The sequence below is a fragment of the Chitinophaga japonensis genome (assembly GCF_007830125.1).
Classification (GTDB): domain Bacteria; phylum Bacteroidota; class Bacteroidia; order Chitinophagales; family Chitinophagaceae; genus Chitinophaga; species Chitinophaga japonensis.
The window spans coordinates 81,834-98,247 of the sequence record NZ_VLLG01000003.1; the positions used below are offsets into that span (position 1 = coordinate 81,834).

At 48.3% G+C, this 16,414-nt stretch carries 26 protein-coding genes; 3 read left to right on the top strand and 23 right to left on the bottom strand.

Features of this window, described 5'->3' with window-relative positions; translation table 11 throughout:
* From LX66_RS09265 to LX66_RS09280, 4 genes are all read right to left on the bottom strand, one after another.
* Entirely contained in the window at nucleotides 1–1,371 is a 1,371-nt protein-coding gene (locus tag LX66_RS09265) for a relaxase/mobilization nuclease domain-containing protein (RefSeq protein ID WP_145712240.1), read from the bottom strand.
* Nucleotides 1,359–1,757, bottom strand: coding sequence for a plasmid mobilization protein (locus LX66_RS09270; RefSeq protein ID WP_244620433.1), 399 nt, complete (start codon nucleotides 1,755–1,757; stop codon nucleotides 1,359–1,361). The genes LX66_RS09265 and LX66_RS09270 overlap by 13 nt, the downstream gene beginning before the upstream one ends.
* A gap of 243 nt (nucleotides 1,758–2,000) precedes the next feature.
* On the bottom strand, nucleotides 2,001–2,897 hold the full coding sequence (locus LX66_RS09275) for a toprim domain-containing protein (protein WP_145712242.1): 897 nt from the start codon (nucleotides 2,895–2,897) through the stop codon (nucleotides 2,001–2,003).
* A gap of 57 nt (nucleotides 2,898–2,954) precedes the next feature.
* A complete protein-coding gene (locus tag LX66_RS09280; RefSeq protein ID WP_145712244.1) occupies nucleotides 2,955–3,326 on the bottom strand; it encodes a hypothetical protein in 372 nt (123 codons plus the stop codon).
* A 171-nt stretch (nucleotides 3,327–3,497) separates the two neighbouring features.
* On the opposite strand from LX66_RS09280, the gene LX66_RS09285 reads away from it, so the two are divergent.
* The gene (locus LX66_RS09285; RefSeq protein WP_244620353.1) at nucleotides 3,498–3,749 is read left to right on the top strand and encodes a hypothetical protein; all 252 of its coding nucleotides are present in this window, start codon (nucleotides 3,498–3,500) and stop codon (nucleotides 3,747–3,749) included.
* A gap of 76 nt (nucleotides 3,750–3,825) precedes the next feature.
* On the opposite strand, the gene LX66_RS09290 is transcribed toward LX66_RS09285, so the two are convergent.
* From LX66_RS09290 to LX66_RS09380, 19 genes are all read right to left on the bottom strand, one after another.
* Complete coding sequence (locus LX66_RS09290; RefSeq protein ID WP_145712248.1) at nucleotides 3,826–4,935, bottom strand: serine hydrolase domain-containing protein; 1,110 nt, start codon at nucleotides 4,933–4,935, stop codon at nucleotides 3,826–3,828.
* Between the two features lie 275 nt (nucleotides 4,936–5,210).
* The gene (locus LX66_RS09295; protein ID WP_145712251.1) at nucleotides 5,211–5,498 is read right to left on the bottom strand and encodes a hypothetical protein; all 288 of its coding nucleotides are present in this window, start codon (nucleotides 5,496–5,498) and stop codon (nucleotides 5,211–5,213) included.
* A gap of 75 nt (nucleotides 5,499–5,573) precedes the next feature.
* Nucleotides 5,574–5,750, bottom strand: a complete 177-nt coding sequence (locus LX66_RS09300) for a histone H1 (RefSeq protein ID WP_145712253.1) — start codon at nucleotides 5,748–5,750, stop codon at nucleotides 5,574–5,576.
* Between the two features lie 325 nt (nucleotides 5,751–6,075).
* The gene (locus tag LX66_RS09305) at nucleotides 6,076–6,903 is read right to left on the bottom strand and encodes a PRTRC system ThiF family protein (RefSeq protein ID WP_145712255.1); all 828 of its coding nucleotides are present in this window, start codon (nucleotides 6,901–6,903) and stop codon (nucleotides 6,076–6,078) included.
* Nucleotides 6,900–7,616: a PRTRC system protein B gene (locus tag LX66_RS09310; protein WP_145712256.1), complete on the bottom strand. Its 717-nt coding sequence runs from the start codon at nucleotides 7,614–7,616 to the stop codon at nucleotides 6,900–6,902. Before LX66_RS09310 ends, LX66_RS09305 begins: the two co-directional genes overlap by 4 nt.
* Nucleotides 7,613–8,689, bottom strand: coding sequence for a hypothetical protein (locus LX66_RS09315; protein ID WP_145712260.1), 1,077 nt, complete (start codon nucleotides 8,687–8,689; stop codon nucleotides 7,613–7,615). Before LX66_RS09315 ends, LX66_RS09310 begins: the two co-directional genes overlap by 4 nt.
* Nucleotides 8,690–8,750: 61 nt before the next feature.
* Nucleotides 8,751–8,969 carry a PRTRC system protein C gene (locus LX66_RS09320; RefSeq protein ID WP_145712263.1) on the bottom strand — a complete coding sequence of 73 codons (219 nt, stop codon included), beginning with the start codon at nucleotides 8,967–8,969 and terminating at the stop codon, nucleotides 8,751–8,753.
* Nucleotides 8,970–8,986: 17 nt separating this feature from the next.
* Nucleotides 8,987–9,496: a prtrc system protein e gene (locus LX66_RS09325; RefSeq protein ID WP_145712266.1), complete on the bottom strand. Its 510-nt coding sequence runs from the start codon at nucleotides 9,494–9,496 to the stop codon at nucleotides 8,987–8,989.
* 29 nt (nucleotides 9,497–9,525) lie between these two features.
* Nucleotides 9,526–9,780, bottom strand: coding sequence for a hypothetical protein (locus LX66_RS09330; RefSeq protein WP_145712269.1), 255 nt, complete (start codon nucleotides 9,778–9,780; stop codon nucleotides 9,526–9,528).
* Nucleotides 9,781–9,812: 32 nt separating this feature from the next.
* Nucleotides 9,813–10,133 carry a hypothetical protein gene (locus LX66_RS09335; protein WP_145712272.1) on the bottom strand — a complete coding sequence of 107 codons (321 nt, stop codon included), beginning with the start codon at nucleotides 10,131–10,133 and terminating at the stop codon, nucleotides 9,813–9,815.
* A gap of 1 nt (nucleotide 10,134) precedes the next feature.
* On the bottom strand, nucleotides 10,135–10,614 hold the full coding sequence (locus LX66_RS09340) for a hypothetical protein (protein ID WP_145712275.1): 480 nt from the start codon (nucleotides 10,612–10,614) through the stop codon (nucleotides 10,135–10,137).
* A complete protein-coding gene (locus LX66_RS09345; RefSeq protein ID WP_145712278.1) occupies nucleotides 10,611–10,886 on the bottom strand; it encodes a hypothetical protein in 276 nt (91 codons plus the stop codon). Before LX66_RS09345 ends, LX66_RS09340 begins: the two co-directional genes overlap by 4 nt.
* Before the next feature lie 78 nt (nucleotides 10,887–10,964).
* Nucleotides 10,965–11,363 carry a hypothetical protein gene (locus LX66_RS09350; RefSeq protein WP_145712283.1) on the bottom strand — a complete coding sequence of 133 codons (399 nt, stop codon included), beginning with the start codon at nucleotides 11,361–11,363 and terminating at the stop codon, nucleotides 10,965–10,967.
* Nucleotides 11,360–11,557: a hypothetical protein gene (locus LX66_RS09355; protein WP_145712285.1), complete on the bottom strand. Its 198-nt coding sequence runs from the start codon at nucleotides 11,555–11,557 to the stop codon at nucleotides 11,360–11,362. Before LX66_RS09355 ends, LX66_RS09350 begins: the two co-directional genes overlap by 4 nt.
* Before the next feature lie 14 nt (nucleotides 11,558–11,571).
* Entirely contained in the window at nucleotides 11,572–11,958 is a 387-nt protein-coding gene (locus LX66_RS09360) for a hypothetical protein (protein ID WP_145712288.1), read from the bottom strand.
* Between the two features lie 11 nt (nucleotides 11,959–11,969).
* Entirely contained in the window at nucleotides 11,970–12,242 is a 273-nt protein-coding gene (locus tag LX66_RS09365; RefSeq protein WP_145712291.1) for a hypothetical protein, read from the bottom strand.
* Between the two features lie 50 nt (nucleotides 12,243–12,292).
* Nucleotides 12,293–12,697, bottom strand: a complete 405-nt coding sequence (locus LX66_RS09370) for a single-stranded DNA-binding protein (protein ID WP_145712294.1) — start codon at nucleotides 12,695–12,697, stop codon at nucleotides 12,293–12,295.
* Nucleotides 12,698–12,764: 67 nt separating this feature from the next.
* Nucleotides 12,765–13,844, bottom strand: coding sequence for a DUF932 domain-containing protein (locus LX66_RS09375; protein ID WP_145712296.1), 1,080 nt, complete (start codon nucleotides 13,842–13,844; stop codon nucleotides 12,765–12,767).
* A gap of 63 nt (nucleotides 13,845–13,907) precedes the next feature.
* The gene (locus LX66_RS09380) at nucleotides 13,908–14,174 is read right to left on the bottom strand and encodes a hypothetical protein (protein WP_145712298.1); all 267 of its coding nucleotides are present in this window, start codon (nucleotides 14,172–14,174) and stop codon (nucleotides 13,908–13,910) included.
* Between the two features lie 429 nt (nucleotides 14,175–14,603).
* On the opposite strand from LX66_RS09380, the gene LX66_RS09385 reads away from it, so the two are divergent.
* Both LX66_RS09385 and LX66_RS09390 read left to right on the top strand, forming a co-directional pair.
* Nucleotides 14,604–14,834 carry a hypothetical protein gene (locus tag LX66_RS09385; protein ID WP_145712300.1) on the top strand — a complete coding sequence of 77 codons (231 nt, stop codon included), beginning with the start codon at nucleotides 14,604–14,606 and terminating at the stop codon, nucleotides 14,832–14,834.
* Between the two features lie 278 nt (nucleotides 14,835–15,112).
* Entirely contained in the window at nucleotides 15,113–16,414 is a 1,302-nt protein-coding gene (locus LX66_RS09390) for a hypothetical protein (protein WP_145712303.1), read from the top strand.

The window sequence follows — 16,414 nt, forward strand, 5'->3', positions numbered from 1 at the left end:
TTATTGATTATTGTCCGTTCTTTTTTTCCTTCTTTTTTTCCGCTTCCGCCCCAGGCGATGCTCATAAGGGATCGGGTCATACGTGTCCTCGGGTCTGAGCAGTTGGTCCATTAATAATCCTAAACCCTGGGGAATATGCGGGTCATGACCCGGAGTTTCCGGCGAGAGAGGAGTATGGAGTGGTGGCGTTTGTTTACCGCTGTCCTGACGCAATTGTTCCAAGGTCATAGGTTTAAAAGATGTCCTTTCCTGCTGGCCCTGCTCTTCCAGACGTTGCAGGATACCGGCGGTGCCATATGCTTTGCCCAACTCACTGCCGTTGAATACACATTTGTTTCGGTGATCCACATAGGTAATACCGTAGACTCTGCCTTCCTCATTTCTCCGCAACACGGTATCCACCCCCTGGCTTTTTAAGTTATCGAGCAGGTGCTGCAGGGAGTTCCCAACAGGATGCTTTAAGAAAGTCAGGTCAATCGTGTTTTTGAGTGTTGTCCGGTATTTGAGAGAGGGTACCCGGTTCCTCGTAAACTGCATTTCCAGGTACTGCAGGGTAGGCCTCTGGTTTTCAAGACCAGGGATGGGGGACATATGGTGAAAAGAGCTGGCCTTGATGGGAACACCTACCGGCTCCCCTTCATCATTTAGCACGCGATAATAAAGCCCTCCGGTCCTGAACACACGCGAGTCTTCGCTTCCCCTTTCCGCGCACACATTATACTGGCGGAGGAGGGCATTCAGCTGAGGGAGGTTGGCATAGCGGTAGGTACCCAGGACATTTTCCAGGACGTTGCCAATAGCCCGCCTTGTTTCACTTTTGCCGTAGCTGACTTTAGCGGCATTAACGGGCTTGAGCTGGTAAGTCTTCTTCCTTTTGCTATCTTCGGCAGGCACCAGGTTATATTTTTTTTCGAGGTTGAGCCGCGCGGGTTCCGATTTTAATTTCCCGATGTTCTGCATGTCAATGCGCGTACCGTCCGTCCGGATTTTTACACTGACGATGTGGATGTGCGGATGGCCGGCATCAAAGTGCTGGTATACCAAATAGGGTTGTCCGCCGAAGCCGATAGCATCCATGTAGTCTGCTGCAATTCGGGTAAGTTCATCCTGCCCGGTTTTTTTCTTCAGATCAAACCGCAGATTCTCCGATGGGTCGAAATTCAGGGAGATGTGCACGGCGCTCCTTGGCGCTCTTCTGTGGAGTTCAGCATGCCGCAGGAGAAGGTTCAATTTGTTGCTCAGGGTAAGGTCCTCCAGGTCCTTGGGATAACCTGCCGCTGCGATGCATTTCGCCTTCCCTTCAGCCACTTTATTTTCATTATAATTAAAGGGCCGGTGCAGGGATTTTCCGGTCTTGATTACTGCAACCATTCGTCCGCTATTGAGTAGATTTTTAGCTTGATTTTTTCCACCTGGTCAAGCAGGATCTGCCGGTCTTTCTGGAAGACACGGAGCCACATTTTTAACTCCGTTGGTGTGTCTGCCATATGGAGTTTGTGCACTGCCTGATTAAAGTTGACACCGATGCTGTTCAGCTCTTTGCGGAGAAGAGCCATCTCTGCCATAAAGTCATCCAGCGAGCGGTTCCGATGGGTGCTTACCAGGGGTTTATCCAATACCCGGTGCCGTATAAAATCACTGAGTTTTCGGCAGGTCGTACGCTTCCATTTACTTTCCATCCGGGCATATTCCTGTGGCGTCATCCGGAAGTTGACCACCCGGCTTTTGTTGTTATTTCCATTCATCACTATGATCATTTTCACGTTCAACAAAGGGTCGTTTTCTGCCTTCAGCTCCCCGCGCCGAGTTCCGAGGCATCAGCGGGCAAGATTCGCTTGTAAGACAAGCGGACATCTTGCCGAATGCACGAAGTAGGCGTTCTGTTGGTTCCCGGAGCATTATGACCAGGAGCTTATCGCTAATTCCCTGCTTTCGGTCACCACCTGCTGTCAAGGTATTCCGTGCCCTATTTTTAATTGGTTGCTATACATTCAGGCATTTCAGAGCTTCTGGTTTGCGCGCATTTTTACAGGCTTCCCAAACTCCTTAAGCCAGTCATTATAATCCTTATGGTTCCGGTAGAGATGCCGCATGTCCTGGTAAGCGGTATGTAGACTGAGGGCATAGAGGGTGAAATTTTGTCCGCCCGTATCGTTGTCGAGGAAGAGATTCCGGACGGGATGTTTCTCGATAAAAGGGCGTGCCTTTTCAAACATGCCCAAGGTATTGAGGATAACAAAATCCTGCTGCGCGAGCGGCTGGTTTTTGAACAGGGTCTGATGGGAGAGGAAGTCAAAGAAACCTTCAAAAATATTGACTGTTTGGTGGCTGTTGGAGAAGGTAGTAATGTCCTTTGGCAGGCTGGCCGATTTCATATAAGGATTACGGATATCCCATCCATCCGAGTCGTTTTTAAAGCCGATTCCATAGTACTCCTTTTCTCCAATGCGGAAGGTCACTTCCCGACAGTATTTATCCGCCACTTCCAGATCGATCCGCCGCTCCCGGAGGTATTTGAGGAGGGGATATTTCCGCAGGGATTTGTCGCTGATGACCTCAATTTTTTTCCCCGGCGCCTCGTTCAACTTAATCTCCTTTCTCGGTAGCGGATGAAAAGAAGAAGAAAGCATTTTAGAGAGGAATTCTCCGACGGTACATCCATCATGGAGAATGGCAAAATCAATCAGGTTGCCCCCCTTACCGAGTCCGTGATCAAACCAGGCATTAAGCTTTCTGTCCACTTTAAAGCTGGCTGTTTTTTCATCCCGGAGCGGGGAAAGGTACCAGAATTCATTGCCGCGTATTTTCGCCGGTTGGTAGCCTAGCGATTCCAGAAAGGAGACCAAGTCCATTTCCTTAATCTCCCGGATCTTTTGTTTCATTTTCTCTTTGTCCATCTCACAGATCTTTAGCACACTAATTATGAATTGACCATGCTGACAGGTAATAGCCTATTACCGGCCCAGCCGCTTTCCTTTTTTTCGGTTTCTGTTTTCTTTTCCGATAAGCTGCAGGTTGTTATACTGGGTAGGTTTCAGACCGACCTCTTTAAGGATGTTGGGAGGAATATTGTTATTAAGTATTACCTCACCATTACGCATATGGGGTAGAACGTAATTACGGATATGGCTTACCAGTGCCGTTGTCAATTTGGGGTTGGCAATGATATCCTTGATCGGAGGCGTTACCCGAAGAATGCCAAAGGCACGCTCCTTAGGTATACCATAAACGATATGGTCAGCTTGCAGATCTTTCAATACCCTGGAAAGTTCAGGATGCTCTGCAGCCTTGACGGCGCCAGTAGTTCTTTCTGTTTTAATTTTCATTCCTTTCATCACGTTTTCATTCTCACAAAAAATTGTAGTACAAAAATAAAGTGAATATGGGGCATAAACCTATCCTCCGTATATAAGGATGAGGAAGTAGCCATTAATTGTTTCTACTTTTGTAATGCAAAAGAAAGGAGTGATATGAATGTAAGTGAAGTAAGCAAATTGATGGACACGATCCTGAGTATCCCTGGAATGAATGACCCGGTAAAAATTGATTTGAAGATCAGCCGAAGGCAGGTCCTGGTTTTAAGTCATGTCATTGAGCGGGGAGTCACCGGTAAGGAAGGGAGCATGGCTGGGCTATTGGAAAGTCTTCCAAAAGAAGCGCTGACGGAATTGGGCCAGCTCTCCGGGGAATGTTTGCAGAAGGCGGGCCTGGTGGAGCTGTACGAGAAGCTAAAAAATCTGGGGAAGTAGCATGGTGGGGCTTATGAAGCCCCCTTATTTTGAAGTACACAGGAATCCAATCCTGGGCAAAACTGCCCGGGATTTTTCATAAGCGGTCCTGCGGTCGCAGGCCCGTCAGAATTGTTTCTGCCAATTCAGATAACTCATCAGGAAGGAATGTATTGGACAATACAATAACCCCTATATCTTTCGCTGGAAACAGCACTATTTTGGAGGAGTACCCCGGAACATTACCATCCTGAAAGATGCGCCTATTTCCATCCGGTTTGGTAATTAGCTGCCAGTTGAGTCCGCAGCTATACCGTGAGCCGTTTCCCATCTCGAATCCCCAGCTTTCTTTTCGCGTCAGCCGGATTGCTTCGCTGTCTTCCTTTATCTGCGCCTTCAGGTAAAGTAACATGTCTGATATATCCGATTTAAGGCCGCCTGCTGCTCCCATTTGAATATAAGAGGAGGTGTCAGGCTGTCCCTGAGCAGTGTATCCGGTTGCCATACATCCCATTTCGCTTTCAGAGAGGCGAATTCCGCTGTGTTTCATGCCTAAGGGATCGAAGATTTTTTCCTTTAGTAGACCTTCAAAGGACTTTCCGTAGACATCCTCCAGTATATAAGAAAGCAGTATAGCGGCAGGATTGGAATACTGGTACTTAACACCCGGAACGGTATCGATACGGACCGTATGCAGTTGCTCGAAGAAATCTTCCCGTGAATAGCCAGGTTTTCCGGCAAGTTCAGTAAACGCAAATGGCAAACGGGAGACGTGAGAAACGAGGTGGAATAATCGGACCGGCTGGCCCGCATATTCCAGGTTGGGATAATCTCCCTTCAGGTACTTACGGATATCATCATCCAGCTTGACTTTTTTTTCGATGGTTGCCTGTGCAAGCAGCAGGGCAGTGAAGGTCTTGGTAATCGAGGCGATGGTATAAAGTGTGCTATCAGCAGGGCGAGTGGCTTTACCCTTGGCAGTAGTTCCGAAGTGGTAAGTATACTGCCTCCCCTGATCGTAAATGCCAATGGAAAGGCCTACGGCCTTTGGATTAGCCATAAATTTTTCAGCAGCCGGTAGTACTATTGGATCGGTAATCACTTTGGTGCCGGATTGCGCATTTGCGAGCATGCTCAGCGTACACAGTCCGATAAGCAGGTGGGTAGCAAATAGTAGACTTTTTTTGGGCGGTGGACTATAATTCATGAGATATTTTTTCAATAAAACTTACAGGCACCATTTAGGGCCATTTCAACAGGACAAATACTTTGCCAGCATGACATCTGTCCTTTTTAGGCCCAGGACGATACAAGCAGGGAAGGTATGTTCGTTTCCGTACGATACCTGTGCGTAAACGAACACAAATAAAGTAAGCAGGGGTATGAGATGATGGGAGACTGCCTATTAGCAGAATCTATTATTTTATTGAGCCGGTCATTTATGCTGCTTCCGGCAAAAAACAGGATAGTGCGTGCGCCAAATCAGTTAAGCAGTTCAGTTCCCTTATCCGAACGGTCATCATTTAGAAGGCGGATGACACGGAGGGCTATGGGGTCGTTTAAAGTCGGGTTTTTTATACGTTCACTGAGTTTGGAACACCAGGTTTCAATAGCTTCTTCCGGAGAACTTCCATATCCCATAATGCCGGAACCGTCCGGTCCATATTGGCAGATATAGATTTTCCCACTAGTATAAACAGCCGGTCGCAGGATTATAAAATTATTATGCAAAGCAAACTGGTCGCAAAAGGTTTTAGTTTTAGTTTTCATTTGTTGCGTAGTCCGTTAAGGTAAAACAAGAAGAAACTAATCGGCAAAGGGTACGGAACTTCACGTACCCTGAATTTACGATTTGCTTTTGATCTCCGATACCTCATTACGGATGTCCTGTGCCAGCACTTTTGTATCCTGCATGAATTTGCGAAGCCGGGTTCCGGCAGCGGCATTGCCATTCAGATAAAATTTAGCGGCGTCCTTTTCCGCCGTCTGCAACAAGGTTTTAAGTTTCTCAAATTTTTCCATAGTTCAATATTTAGGGTTACAGGGAGCTAATATAGCAATTCATACTGCTTAGTAACAAATTTACTACAATGTGTTTCAGGGTCGGTGGGAGTCGTCCGTCCATGCCAGGGAAGAACTCAAGCCGATTAAAGAACAGATAAGTGTAACCAGTGATTTTGCAAAGACTACCGCAGGCAGGATATTAAAGTACCAGGGGGTAATTGCAGTCAGGCCAACAGCCAGGCAGGGAGATTGCGGAAGTTAAGAGGACCAGGAGCTTTACGCGCCCCCAAAAGCCCCATCGGCAAGTTTCCGTTGAGGCTTCAGACCGGTTTGCGGCTTAAGGCTAGGCCGCATTGGCCATCCGATCAGTATGGGCGGTTATTTTAATGGGCAGGGCACGGAATCGGAGTAGGTCAACAAAGAAGCCCCGGTATTCGAGAAACCCCTGCCGGATGGCCTGTTCCAGAAGGGAGCCGGTGAGGTTGGCCAGTGTGGAGTTAATGAATAAGGACTGCTGGGCCAGTGCTTCTGCCATAGAGCAGGAAGGTTCCCTATTATCCACCTGTGTCAGCAGACTATCCTTAAATTCGTCCGTCACCATCGGGAGAAAGGCGACGGGGATATATTTCTTGGAATCCGGTTGCCGCACATCACCTACGGTGGCTAGAATTACCTGTCCATTATAACGGCTATTTCCACAGTCAATCCAATAGGTAGGGGAGTCCAGCACATGCCCCATTTTGATATGCTGTTCCAAGAGGAGGTCAGCTATTTCAAAGCGGGGCTTTACTTCATCTACGCAGGAGATGGTGAGGGAAGCCATATTTTCGCGGAGGATGTTTGTACGCGTTTTTTTTTCAAAGCGCTGTGTGATGGCTTTCCAGTCCGTTCCAAAAAATCGGTTGACCTTATTTATGAGGCAGACGGATTTAGGCAGTCCGATTTCACTGTCGGCAAAAAGTTGCCTACCGACATTCGTTTCAGATACCGTATCATCGTCCCAGAGCTGAACAGTAAAACCGGGGTGACCCAAGGCGATGAGCGTATGGTTTAAACGGGCGATTGCGGCGATCATATGACTGCCCGTCCCTCCGGCTCCGATGATGTTGATGGAGATCGGGTTAGTCGGATTTATGAAGCTATTATCCATAAAATGCAGTGGCTGTTTCATGCTAATAAGTTTTTAAGTTTTATCCGGGAATCGACCAGTTCATCTTCAGGGAATCGGCTGCCCTTGTTTACGAGCATTTTCCAGAGATTTACCGGGTTGGAGCGGCAAGGTATATGACGGGTGAACAAGTGGCTGAAATAGGTGTTGTAGAACAGGTTATGCCATTGTTCGATAAAGCTTTCCAATGTGCAGTCCTTATCAAAAGAAACATCAGCGGTACCCATACACACATTGCCATTTTCATGGACGTTGAAAAAGGGGGCATGGAAAAGCTGGGTATCAGCGTTAGGCCGTTTCCTTCCTTTGAGGGCGTATAAGGAGAGCGTGTCTCCTGTTGCACGCCAGAGAAGGGCGGGTACGTAAGCTTCACCGTTGGGAATGGAAAGGGAAGGGCTAAAAAAGAGCCGTACCTTCCGTGCCAGTGTATACCAAACTGCGAAGCCGCCCATACCGTGCCTGAGGTGGAGCAAGTTATCCGGTAGTATGCCGGGGCAGTGCAGGAAATCCGTCTGTAAATCTTTAGAGGAGGCGAGACAGCGGGCGAGCTCAATCGTTTCCCTTTTCGTCAGCGGGTGGGCATTGATCGGGTAGCCACTGGCGTTGAAGTCATATGCTTCCACATACCTGTCATAAGAGTCGGTCAGCGATTGGTTCAATACCCATGCTTTGACCGGCATATGAACAGCCCGGAAGAGTTGATTTATATTTTTCATAGCAGTTTGAATAAGATATCTTCAAGGTCAAGTAAATAATCAAAAAGACGTATTTCAAAATCGAGGTTATCCTTAGGCGCAGGGAAGGGGCAGTCATAGACATGGAGGTAGAGCGGTTCCTCCTGCACAACATCTTCCTGCCGGTTGGATTCAAAGTAGTCCACGGCCTGCTCATAGAGCCACCCGTCCTCCGGCCAGATAATGGAGATATATTCATTGGCAAGCGTACGGTATTCCTCCGATGGTAAGAGAAAGCCGTCAAATACATTATCATGGTAAGTCCGCTGGGGATATTGTTTATAAAGCGCAAAAAAATTGGATGCCACCTTATGTATTTCCCGCTGCAGGGCGGTGACAGGCTTAAGACGCTTTAAACGTCCCTGCCAGCGTGGGAGGTGACTGCTATCATTGATCAGGTCAAGCATGTGATAACCCTCATTGCGAACCTGGACAAACTCGTCCACGATTCCCCTTAGTTCCCCCTCACTGTATTCCCCTTCCATGTCGCAGAGCATTTCCCCGATCATCTCATAACAGCCCCCCATATAACCATCCCGGAAGTTGGGTAAGCTGACCACTTGGCAGAGGTATGCCAGCACGGACATGAGCAGGAGATACTCCCGCCGGTGACTGCGATCTCTACCGAGCCTATAAATGGGACGTAAGGGAATCTGGTAAAGGTGCAAGCCGGTGTCAAGCTGTGCGGCAGTTACCAGGCGCACCCGGCCGTCTATCTCTGCAATTTCCAAGTACCCATCAATTTTCGGGTTGACAATTTCCACTGCGGCCTTATAAGCAAGGTGGACGTTCAGGGGGAAGACGTTCACGGAAGCCGGTAGCGGCTCAAAGCCGAAGGATGCAGCCAAATGGCCAAGGCTTTCAAAGAAGTCAGTTTCCTTTTGTCGCCAGCCCGCCAGCAGTTCCCGCTTTACAAGTGGCAGGAAGCGATGGCTCAGAAAAGCATCGGCAACCTGTCGGGCGGCACTGCCCGTCGTTTGTCCTTTCTTATTTCGGCTGCGTCTTTGCGTTCGTTCGATCTGTTTGCCAGTATGGCTAGTCCGTAACCTTTCCATTGATTTTCAATTTTAGCGGGCAGCAGCCTCGCTGTTCCCGGATTCTTCATTTTCATTCATTTTAGCCCTTTGTACCTACGACAGTCGATAACGTATACTGCACCTCATCATCCTGAATAAGGGGGCCGGTAGGTTTGGCCGACAGGAGAAAAGGGTACATGGGAGCATAGTGGTCCATTACAGCCTCCACGCTCCATGCGGGGCTGGGGTCAGATAGTCTGATCTTTGTGTCCCCGTCCTGAATTATGAATACCCGGGGCATGATTGTTGCTTCATTCATGGCGATACGATTAAAGGTTAAAACAATTCAGGTGCGAACTTTTCGGACAGTTCCGTGCGGCGTTTGCGGATGGATTCGGCGTGGTCGGGGAAGTCATTCGGGTCAGGGCATTTCATCCATGCTTCCCGATATTTGCCTTCCTTGGCCAGTTCGTCCACCGTTTTCATGGCCGCTTCGTACCTCTTTTTCTTTTCCTCTTTGGCTTTAGCTTCCGCTGCAGCCTTTTCCTTTTCCATTGCGGACTGTTTTCTAGCTTCCTCCATCTGTTTCAGGTAGTGTTCCATATCGGTCTGCAGTTCGTTATTAGCAGCGAAAGGTTTGCGGATGGTATCAAAGAAAAGCTGGTCAAGCGTTTCCGGTGTTCCGTTCAGGTTAAATGCCGGAATAATCTTTACTGCCCTGTCCCCGCAAGGTTTCCTGCGAAAGAGGACAGACATAATAATTTCATCTGTGGAGTTATCAAGCTGGATGGTCCAGCTACCCTTTGCCTCCAGAGCGGCCAGTTGTTTAAAAAAAGTACTTTCCATTTATACGTAATTTTATCGGTGTTGAACATTCAGTGAAAAAGGCCGTTGAACCATTCCAAGAGCAGGAGCAGCGTACCTGCTAAAATGGCCAGTAAGCCCAATAGGTTAAAAATCCATTCTATAAAAAGGACCAGCAGTGCCACGGGGTAGCTGCTGAAGTGCTGCAGGCCGGCAATACCACGGCGGTTAAAGCGGCGATATCCGATGATGAAGCGGATGAGCAGTCCGGCAAGAACCAGCAGGATGCCGTGAAACTGGACCGATGAAAAAGAGAATATATCCATGACATTTGTTTTATAGGTAACTACATTGCTGTTCAGTGTTCAGCCGGTATAAGCGGCCATTGTATGTGGTGGTAATCATCCCGCTCAACGAAGGGCATCCCTTTAGTTAAGTAGTAAGCGAAGGCGATGCCTGTAACATTCACCGAGCGGATTTTTCCCAGCCTGAGCCTTTTACGTTTTGCCTGCACGTCCAGTAGGGAGCGGGCGAGGGGATAGCTGTCGGCAATCACGTTAAAGTAGTAGCCTTTGAAGTACTTTCCTTTCCGGTTGGTAGCTTCCGCGCAGAAGCGCCAATGGAAGAAAGCGGAGATCGGGTGGTTATTCATTTTGCAGTTACGGCATTTATTGGTCATTTCAATACGATTTATACTTTAGAAATTCATTGATCTTGTTATCAGCTTCCGCATAGTCCTTACACCCATGCAGGGAGCAGGTAAGTTCCTTTACCGAGTTAACCGGAATCAGGGGAGAAAGCAGGTATTCCTTAAGGAGTTTGCCGATGCGCACTTGCAGACGGTAGGGTTGAGTTATCCGGTTGCGGAGTTTCTGCGCCTTCAGGGCATCTGCAACGTTTCCGGTCTGGCGGTACCTGTCCAATAGACGGCACATTTCACCGTAGCGGCCATAGCGTCTGAGTCCGGATTTTCCTTTCCTTTTTTTGGGCGGTGTCCTCCGGCGCAGGTCGTTCCAGAACTCCTCATGGGAATAACCTTGAAATTCCGCTGACATGATACTGTAAGCAAATACAGGCTGCTGCCGATAGAGGCGGCGCGCTTTCCGCATTCTCCGGATGCGCAGGAGCGTCTCAGGTGCATATTTATACCCCTTTTTCATTGCTTTGCCGCTTTAGCCAAAAGGTTCACACCGGAACGTATATCTTCTTCATTGAAGATGGTGGGATAGATATAGGTTCCCGGCATAACGACCACTTCCGTACCTTTAACCCTAAAGAAGTCCATGCCCTTATGCCTGTCAACCGCGTACAGCATATCATATTCCTTTTCCATTGCCGTAGGGCAGAACTGAAAGTCCCGGTAGCTTATCATGTTGACCAGTTGCTCAATGCTGAATACATGAGAGCAGGGAATGACGATGAGGTCATCCATTGTAAAAGTTATGCTGGGGTGGTTCCCTTTTGACTTGAGGTGATAGGTATTCATGATATTAATTATTAGGGTTCGTATTTATTCGTGTTTGTTGATCGTATCGTCCGGGAACAGCAGCAGCACCACTTTTATAAAGTCTTGGTCGGGATGCCTGCGCAGCGTGACATATTGGACCAGCATCTGCCGAACGATATCCTGTAGTTCCGGGGTGAGCAATCGCTTAGCGAATTGCTCCGGGTCATTTCGTAGATTGTAGCTGTTGCCGGTGATCAGGCGCTTGAGCATAGCATGTTTCTGCATATACACATCATAGGCAAGTTTGGACGCAGTCCACTCCCGTTTAATGATCTCCGCATTTTCTTCCAATGCGCTGCACATTTCCAGTAGATAATTAATAAGAGAAGGCATTTCGCCGGGGAACAGCATAAGCAGCAGCTTTGCCCTGTCCCTGTCGGTCATATTATCCAGTGCTTTCATGGTGTTGCATTTTTAACGTTTCCCAATTCCAGTAATTTATCGTAGACATCCTGCCAGTAAGCCGAAAGCTCCCTATCCAAAGCCGCAAAGGCGGGGTCATCATGGTGGAAGTACCTGAACAGATCGGCCTGTTTCAGGGCGGCATTCAGGTCGGTGATCTCCAATTTTTTGCCGTTGCTGTCGAAAATGAACATGGGAGCATTATAGCTTAGTGAACAATATCCTTTCCGTAGCATGCTGTGTTGATGGCTTTGACGCACTCTTTAAAAGGCAGGACAAAGCGATTCACGTAATCTTCTGCGGAAGTACCTTTCCGGCGTTCATGGTTTATGATACGCGGGTCATCATTTATCTCAAACCAGCGTAGTTTACCAACCAGTGGGTGACTGAATATTTCCTTCCTGTAGCGCTCATCCCAATCGTCTACGGTAGCAACACGCAGCCTAACCACATCCCTGTCGTGCCTTAATTCAGATAGGGCAGCATCAATATCCTCCCGTGTATGGTGAGGTTCGGGGAATAGGATAAACCCGGCACCATTTTCTGACACGATTTCCCACGTATATTGAATCCCGTTTTTAGTTTTTTCAGTCATATCCTTTCGTTTTAGTTAAATTTTTCATCCGTATTTCTGAGGTAGTCGGTAAGCGCTGCTACCATTCTTTCCGCATCCTCAGTACCCGGTGCGAAGTATTCAGCCATATGCCGTAAGATTGCGCAGTGGATTACCTTTGCTAACCTGTAAGTTCCCGGTGCTTCCTTGTTGTCCCTGCAAACAGGGGCTTTCAATGCAAGTTCAAGTAGGCTTGCCAGATAGTTAATGGGCGGTTCCGCATCCAACAGCGTTTTATAGCTATCCAATATTTCCTTTGTATTCATGATGGTGTTATTGAGGGAGCCGCCATCGGTCAGCGGCCCCCGGTGAATAATCAGAAGGGCAGGTCGTCTTCAGTGACAGCAACCATTTCCGTTTCCGCTGGTGCCGGAGCCGTAGCACCTTGCGCTTTGTTGTCCTTCCTACGTCCTCCGGAAAGAAATTCAATATCACGGATATGGAAATCGAGCGAAGGGGTAGCCTGTCCCTGTTTGTTGATATAGGCGTCAGCCTTCAGGCGTCCGGTCAGCATCAACATGGTCCCCTTTGTCAGGTAGGGGGCAATATTGGTGGTCTTCCAATAGGCGCAGCGGAAATATTCCGTTGAGGTGATTGTTTCACCATTGGCATTGCGGTAGCTTTCATTAACCGCCAGGTTAAAGGCTACAAGCTGTTTGTTGGATTTGGTAGTGTTGACGGTTGCGTCAGCGGTTAATCTTCCTTTGATGGTCGTTTTCATAATCTTGATATTTTAGAATTTTCGATGCAATGAAGGCAGCCGCCATGCGGACGGCTGCCGGATGTTATCAGTTCAGTTGCAGGGCATCCACCCCGTTTTCCATGTAAGCCACGCAGAGGTCAAAAGCCCGTTGTCCCCGTTGCTGCGCTGTTCCCCCATAGAGGATGGAGCCGATTTTTTTCTCCGCTGTTTTATAGGACTTCACGTTTTGGTAGTATCCGGTCACGGCATTATATGCGCCGAACAGCGTACCCTTGGTCGTTTCCAGTTGCTGGGTTTCGTTCCCCATCGCATAGGCAACAACCTCCTCACAGGTATTTTTAAAATGGGTGGACAGGTCACTGTATTTCCCTTCGATGACCTTGGTAAGTACCTCTTTCGATGGTGCCATCGCCATTTCGATCAGTCGGCGGACATGCCTGTCCATGATAGGAGTTACAGCCATTCGGTTGAACAGTCCGGCCGTTTCGGCGGTTGCCCTGCGGGTAAGGTGCAGCACCTGTGCCGCCTGTTGCAGCCGGTCTTTCGCTTTTGCCGTATGGCGGATGCGCTTCACGTTGGAGCAGTTATGGAGGGCTGCGTTCAGGGTGTTGGCGCAGACAATACGGACCGGTGTAAAACCGATCAGGATGCTACCTGAGCCATCATGAGAGGTCGTAATAAACAGGTAACGTTCGATCACATCATCACTTCCGCCGATGCGGATATAGTCGGGCAGTCTGACCGTGATAAAAATGCGCTCGCCCCTGCCGAGGGCGCCTGCCGTTTCATAGCGGATATCCGCGCTATTGCTTACCAGCGAATCGAGGAAAGCGAAAGCGTCCGCATTCTGTACCACCTCATAGTTCTTTCCCACCACACCGAGGGGAATGTTTTTATCCGTGCGTACGGTGGCGTAATAATCAGGCACCACCAGTTCAGGGCTTACGATACCCGTACCAGCGAGTAAGCCATCGAGGTCGCTGCGCTCGTTCCTAACAAATAGGCGCTGTTTGCTGACGTGGAAATCAAGGCCAGCGTACCGGATTGCCTGCTGGGCGGTAGGGTATTCCGAAACTACCGTTCCGAGGCCATGCCAAGCTTTTTCTTTGGTGGAGAAAAAGCTATGTTTATTCGTGTCATTGTCAAAGAAAAGATTGTGGGACATAATTTTTGTTTTTTTGCTGCCTATTGGGCAGCGGGTTCAACATAGAATTAACTCTTCCTTCCCTCAGCCACCCTGCGGATAATTGCTTTTAGGGAGGCCAAGAATTTCGGGGCGGTCTTTTTTTGCTTTTGCTGCATGGTCGCTGCCATTTCCATCAATGGAAAAGTGACTTCGGGATTTTCCTGCCCATGCCACGGATTTTCCCGCAAGGCAAAAACGAACTGTTTGGTTCGGATGCCGTTCTGCTCTTTTTTCCTGTTCATCATTTCCTGTTTTAGTGAAACCATTTTTTTCTTTTCCTTTTTCTTTTTTCATCAGCCCCTTTCTCATGCTTTTTTATTGGGACGGATTGAAAAGACAACAGGGATTGAATGCCCGTCCACCGGATAGGGGCAAGGTTCGTGGAATAGCGGAGCGTAGCGAGCATATGCCGCGAAAGGGCTTGCCCTATTCCGGTAGGGCATTACCTTCGTTGTCCCTTTTCTCCGGCCATAAAAAAGCCATTAGCAAGGGGTGGTGCAGAAAGGAGAAGCCCTCAAGCTTTTTGCGTCAGGGATTGCAGCGGCATCCCAGACGAAGGAAGGATATAGCGGAAAGCCCGACCGCCGTTGCGGTGACGCCCCGGAAATCAAGCAATGTAAAAGGAGCTCTAGTTCGGCTGCGCGGCCCGTTATGCCACTGGCGGTATAAACTGCCCTTACCGATACGTAATGCAGCAGGCCGTCGTAATTTTCGTATATTGAATGAAAGGACCCTATAATGAAACTCAATTTAACCATTGAACAGATCCTTACCCTCGTGAAGCAATTGCCACCGGATCAGAAAAAGGAACTCGCACAGGAATTGGAAAAAGAAGGAATCGATGAGCGGTTTTTTGACCTGCTGAACCATGCACGGGAGAACCCAGAATGGCATGAATTCTCAGCAGAAGCTGATTTTATCAGGAGGAAGTTATATGAGAAATTGTGCCAACTGAAGGGAGGAAAGTAAAAGTTGCGGCGGCGGTGAATCCATTTTCCTTTCGGTTGATTGAAAGAACTTATGTCAATTTGATAGCTCCGTTCCTACCTTGATTAGGGCTTATTCAGCCCCTGGATAATTACGCATTTTTTTTACCGGTAAATCCCGGTATTTGGCTGTGCTTGCTCGTTTCATCCTATAGTTCAGTAGATTAGAGTTTGTAAAAAACAGTTAACTACGATTCACAAGAACATTTATTTGAACCCCCTGACCGAACATTTGATCACCCATTACCTAAATTAAAGACTATGTTTCCATCTATTTGTTCGAGAGAAAGTTACCTACTGTCAGTTATCGCCCTTATTCTGGGAATGACCCTGTTATCCTGTTCAAAAGAAGATGAGACTCCACAGTCAGCGCAAGATGAGCTATCGCAAGCGAAATCCTGGTGGGCCAGTGTACAGCATGCCGAAATGGTACTGGATTGGGAGCATGCTTTGGAGAAGAAAAACCCGGAACTGGTAGTTGTGCCGGTTATCTGGAATTCCAATCTGTTGACCGGCGGCCTGAGCACCCGTAAGCTGGTCATTTTAAAGGACAGCCTGCAAAGGAGGGAAGGACTGATCATCCAGGTGATTCCAAACAGCGATTACTATAAAGAAAACGGTGCGCGTTTTTTTGCGGGAAGCTTTAACGGCAGCCTTATCGAATTGGACCTGAACCTGCAATACAGGGACGGCGCCTATTATGTGGATGGGCAGAGAAAATATCCTGCGAAACTTGACCATTATCCGAGCCGGGAAGCATATGAACATAGTCCGAAAACAGAAGGCTGCACGTATTCTTCCACGGCCTACTATAGCGCTGGCGTGGTTACCGTCGTTGGAACCAGTGTCTGCAGCTCCACTTATTTCGGCGGTGGAGGAGGGGGAGGTACCGGAAAGGGAGCAGATCGGCACCCCTGGGAAGATTTCATTGACGAAGGTGATTTCCCATCTGAGGGCGGCAGTGATCCCACGCCATATATTCCCAATAGCGTGACAGACATAAAAAACCATCTGACAACGCCGTGTTTCAAAACTACGGTTACAGACCTGATATATAAGGCGGGAGCGCAGTCGGCAATATCCCAGATTATCTGGGGGATGTTTTCTGCCTCGGACAAAGTGAACCTGAGCATTTATGAAGAGGAGCTGAGACCTTCCGAAGATGGTGTTACCAGTGGTGGTCAATCAGGCGGGTATGTGAATATTGACATTACCCTTAATTCCACGGGCCTTGCAAATGCCAGCAAAGAATATATCGCCGTAACCATGCTACATGAGTGCCTTCATGCTTACTTCAATGTCAAAAATAAGTGGCCGCTGGAAGATGCGAATTATGTGCAGCACCAGGCTATGGCTGGCATGTACGTAGAGGTCATGGCAGATGCCCTGCAGCAGACTTATCCGACGATCTCACGGAGTGACGCCATCGACCTCGCCTGGGGAGGTTTAGACAAGTCCCTGGCCTGGAAAAATATCGTAACTTCCAATCCGAGCGAGGCCAACCGGATACTCTTAAAGAACCAGGCCTATAAAAATGGTAGTTCTGGCACTAAATGTAATTAA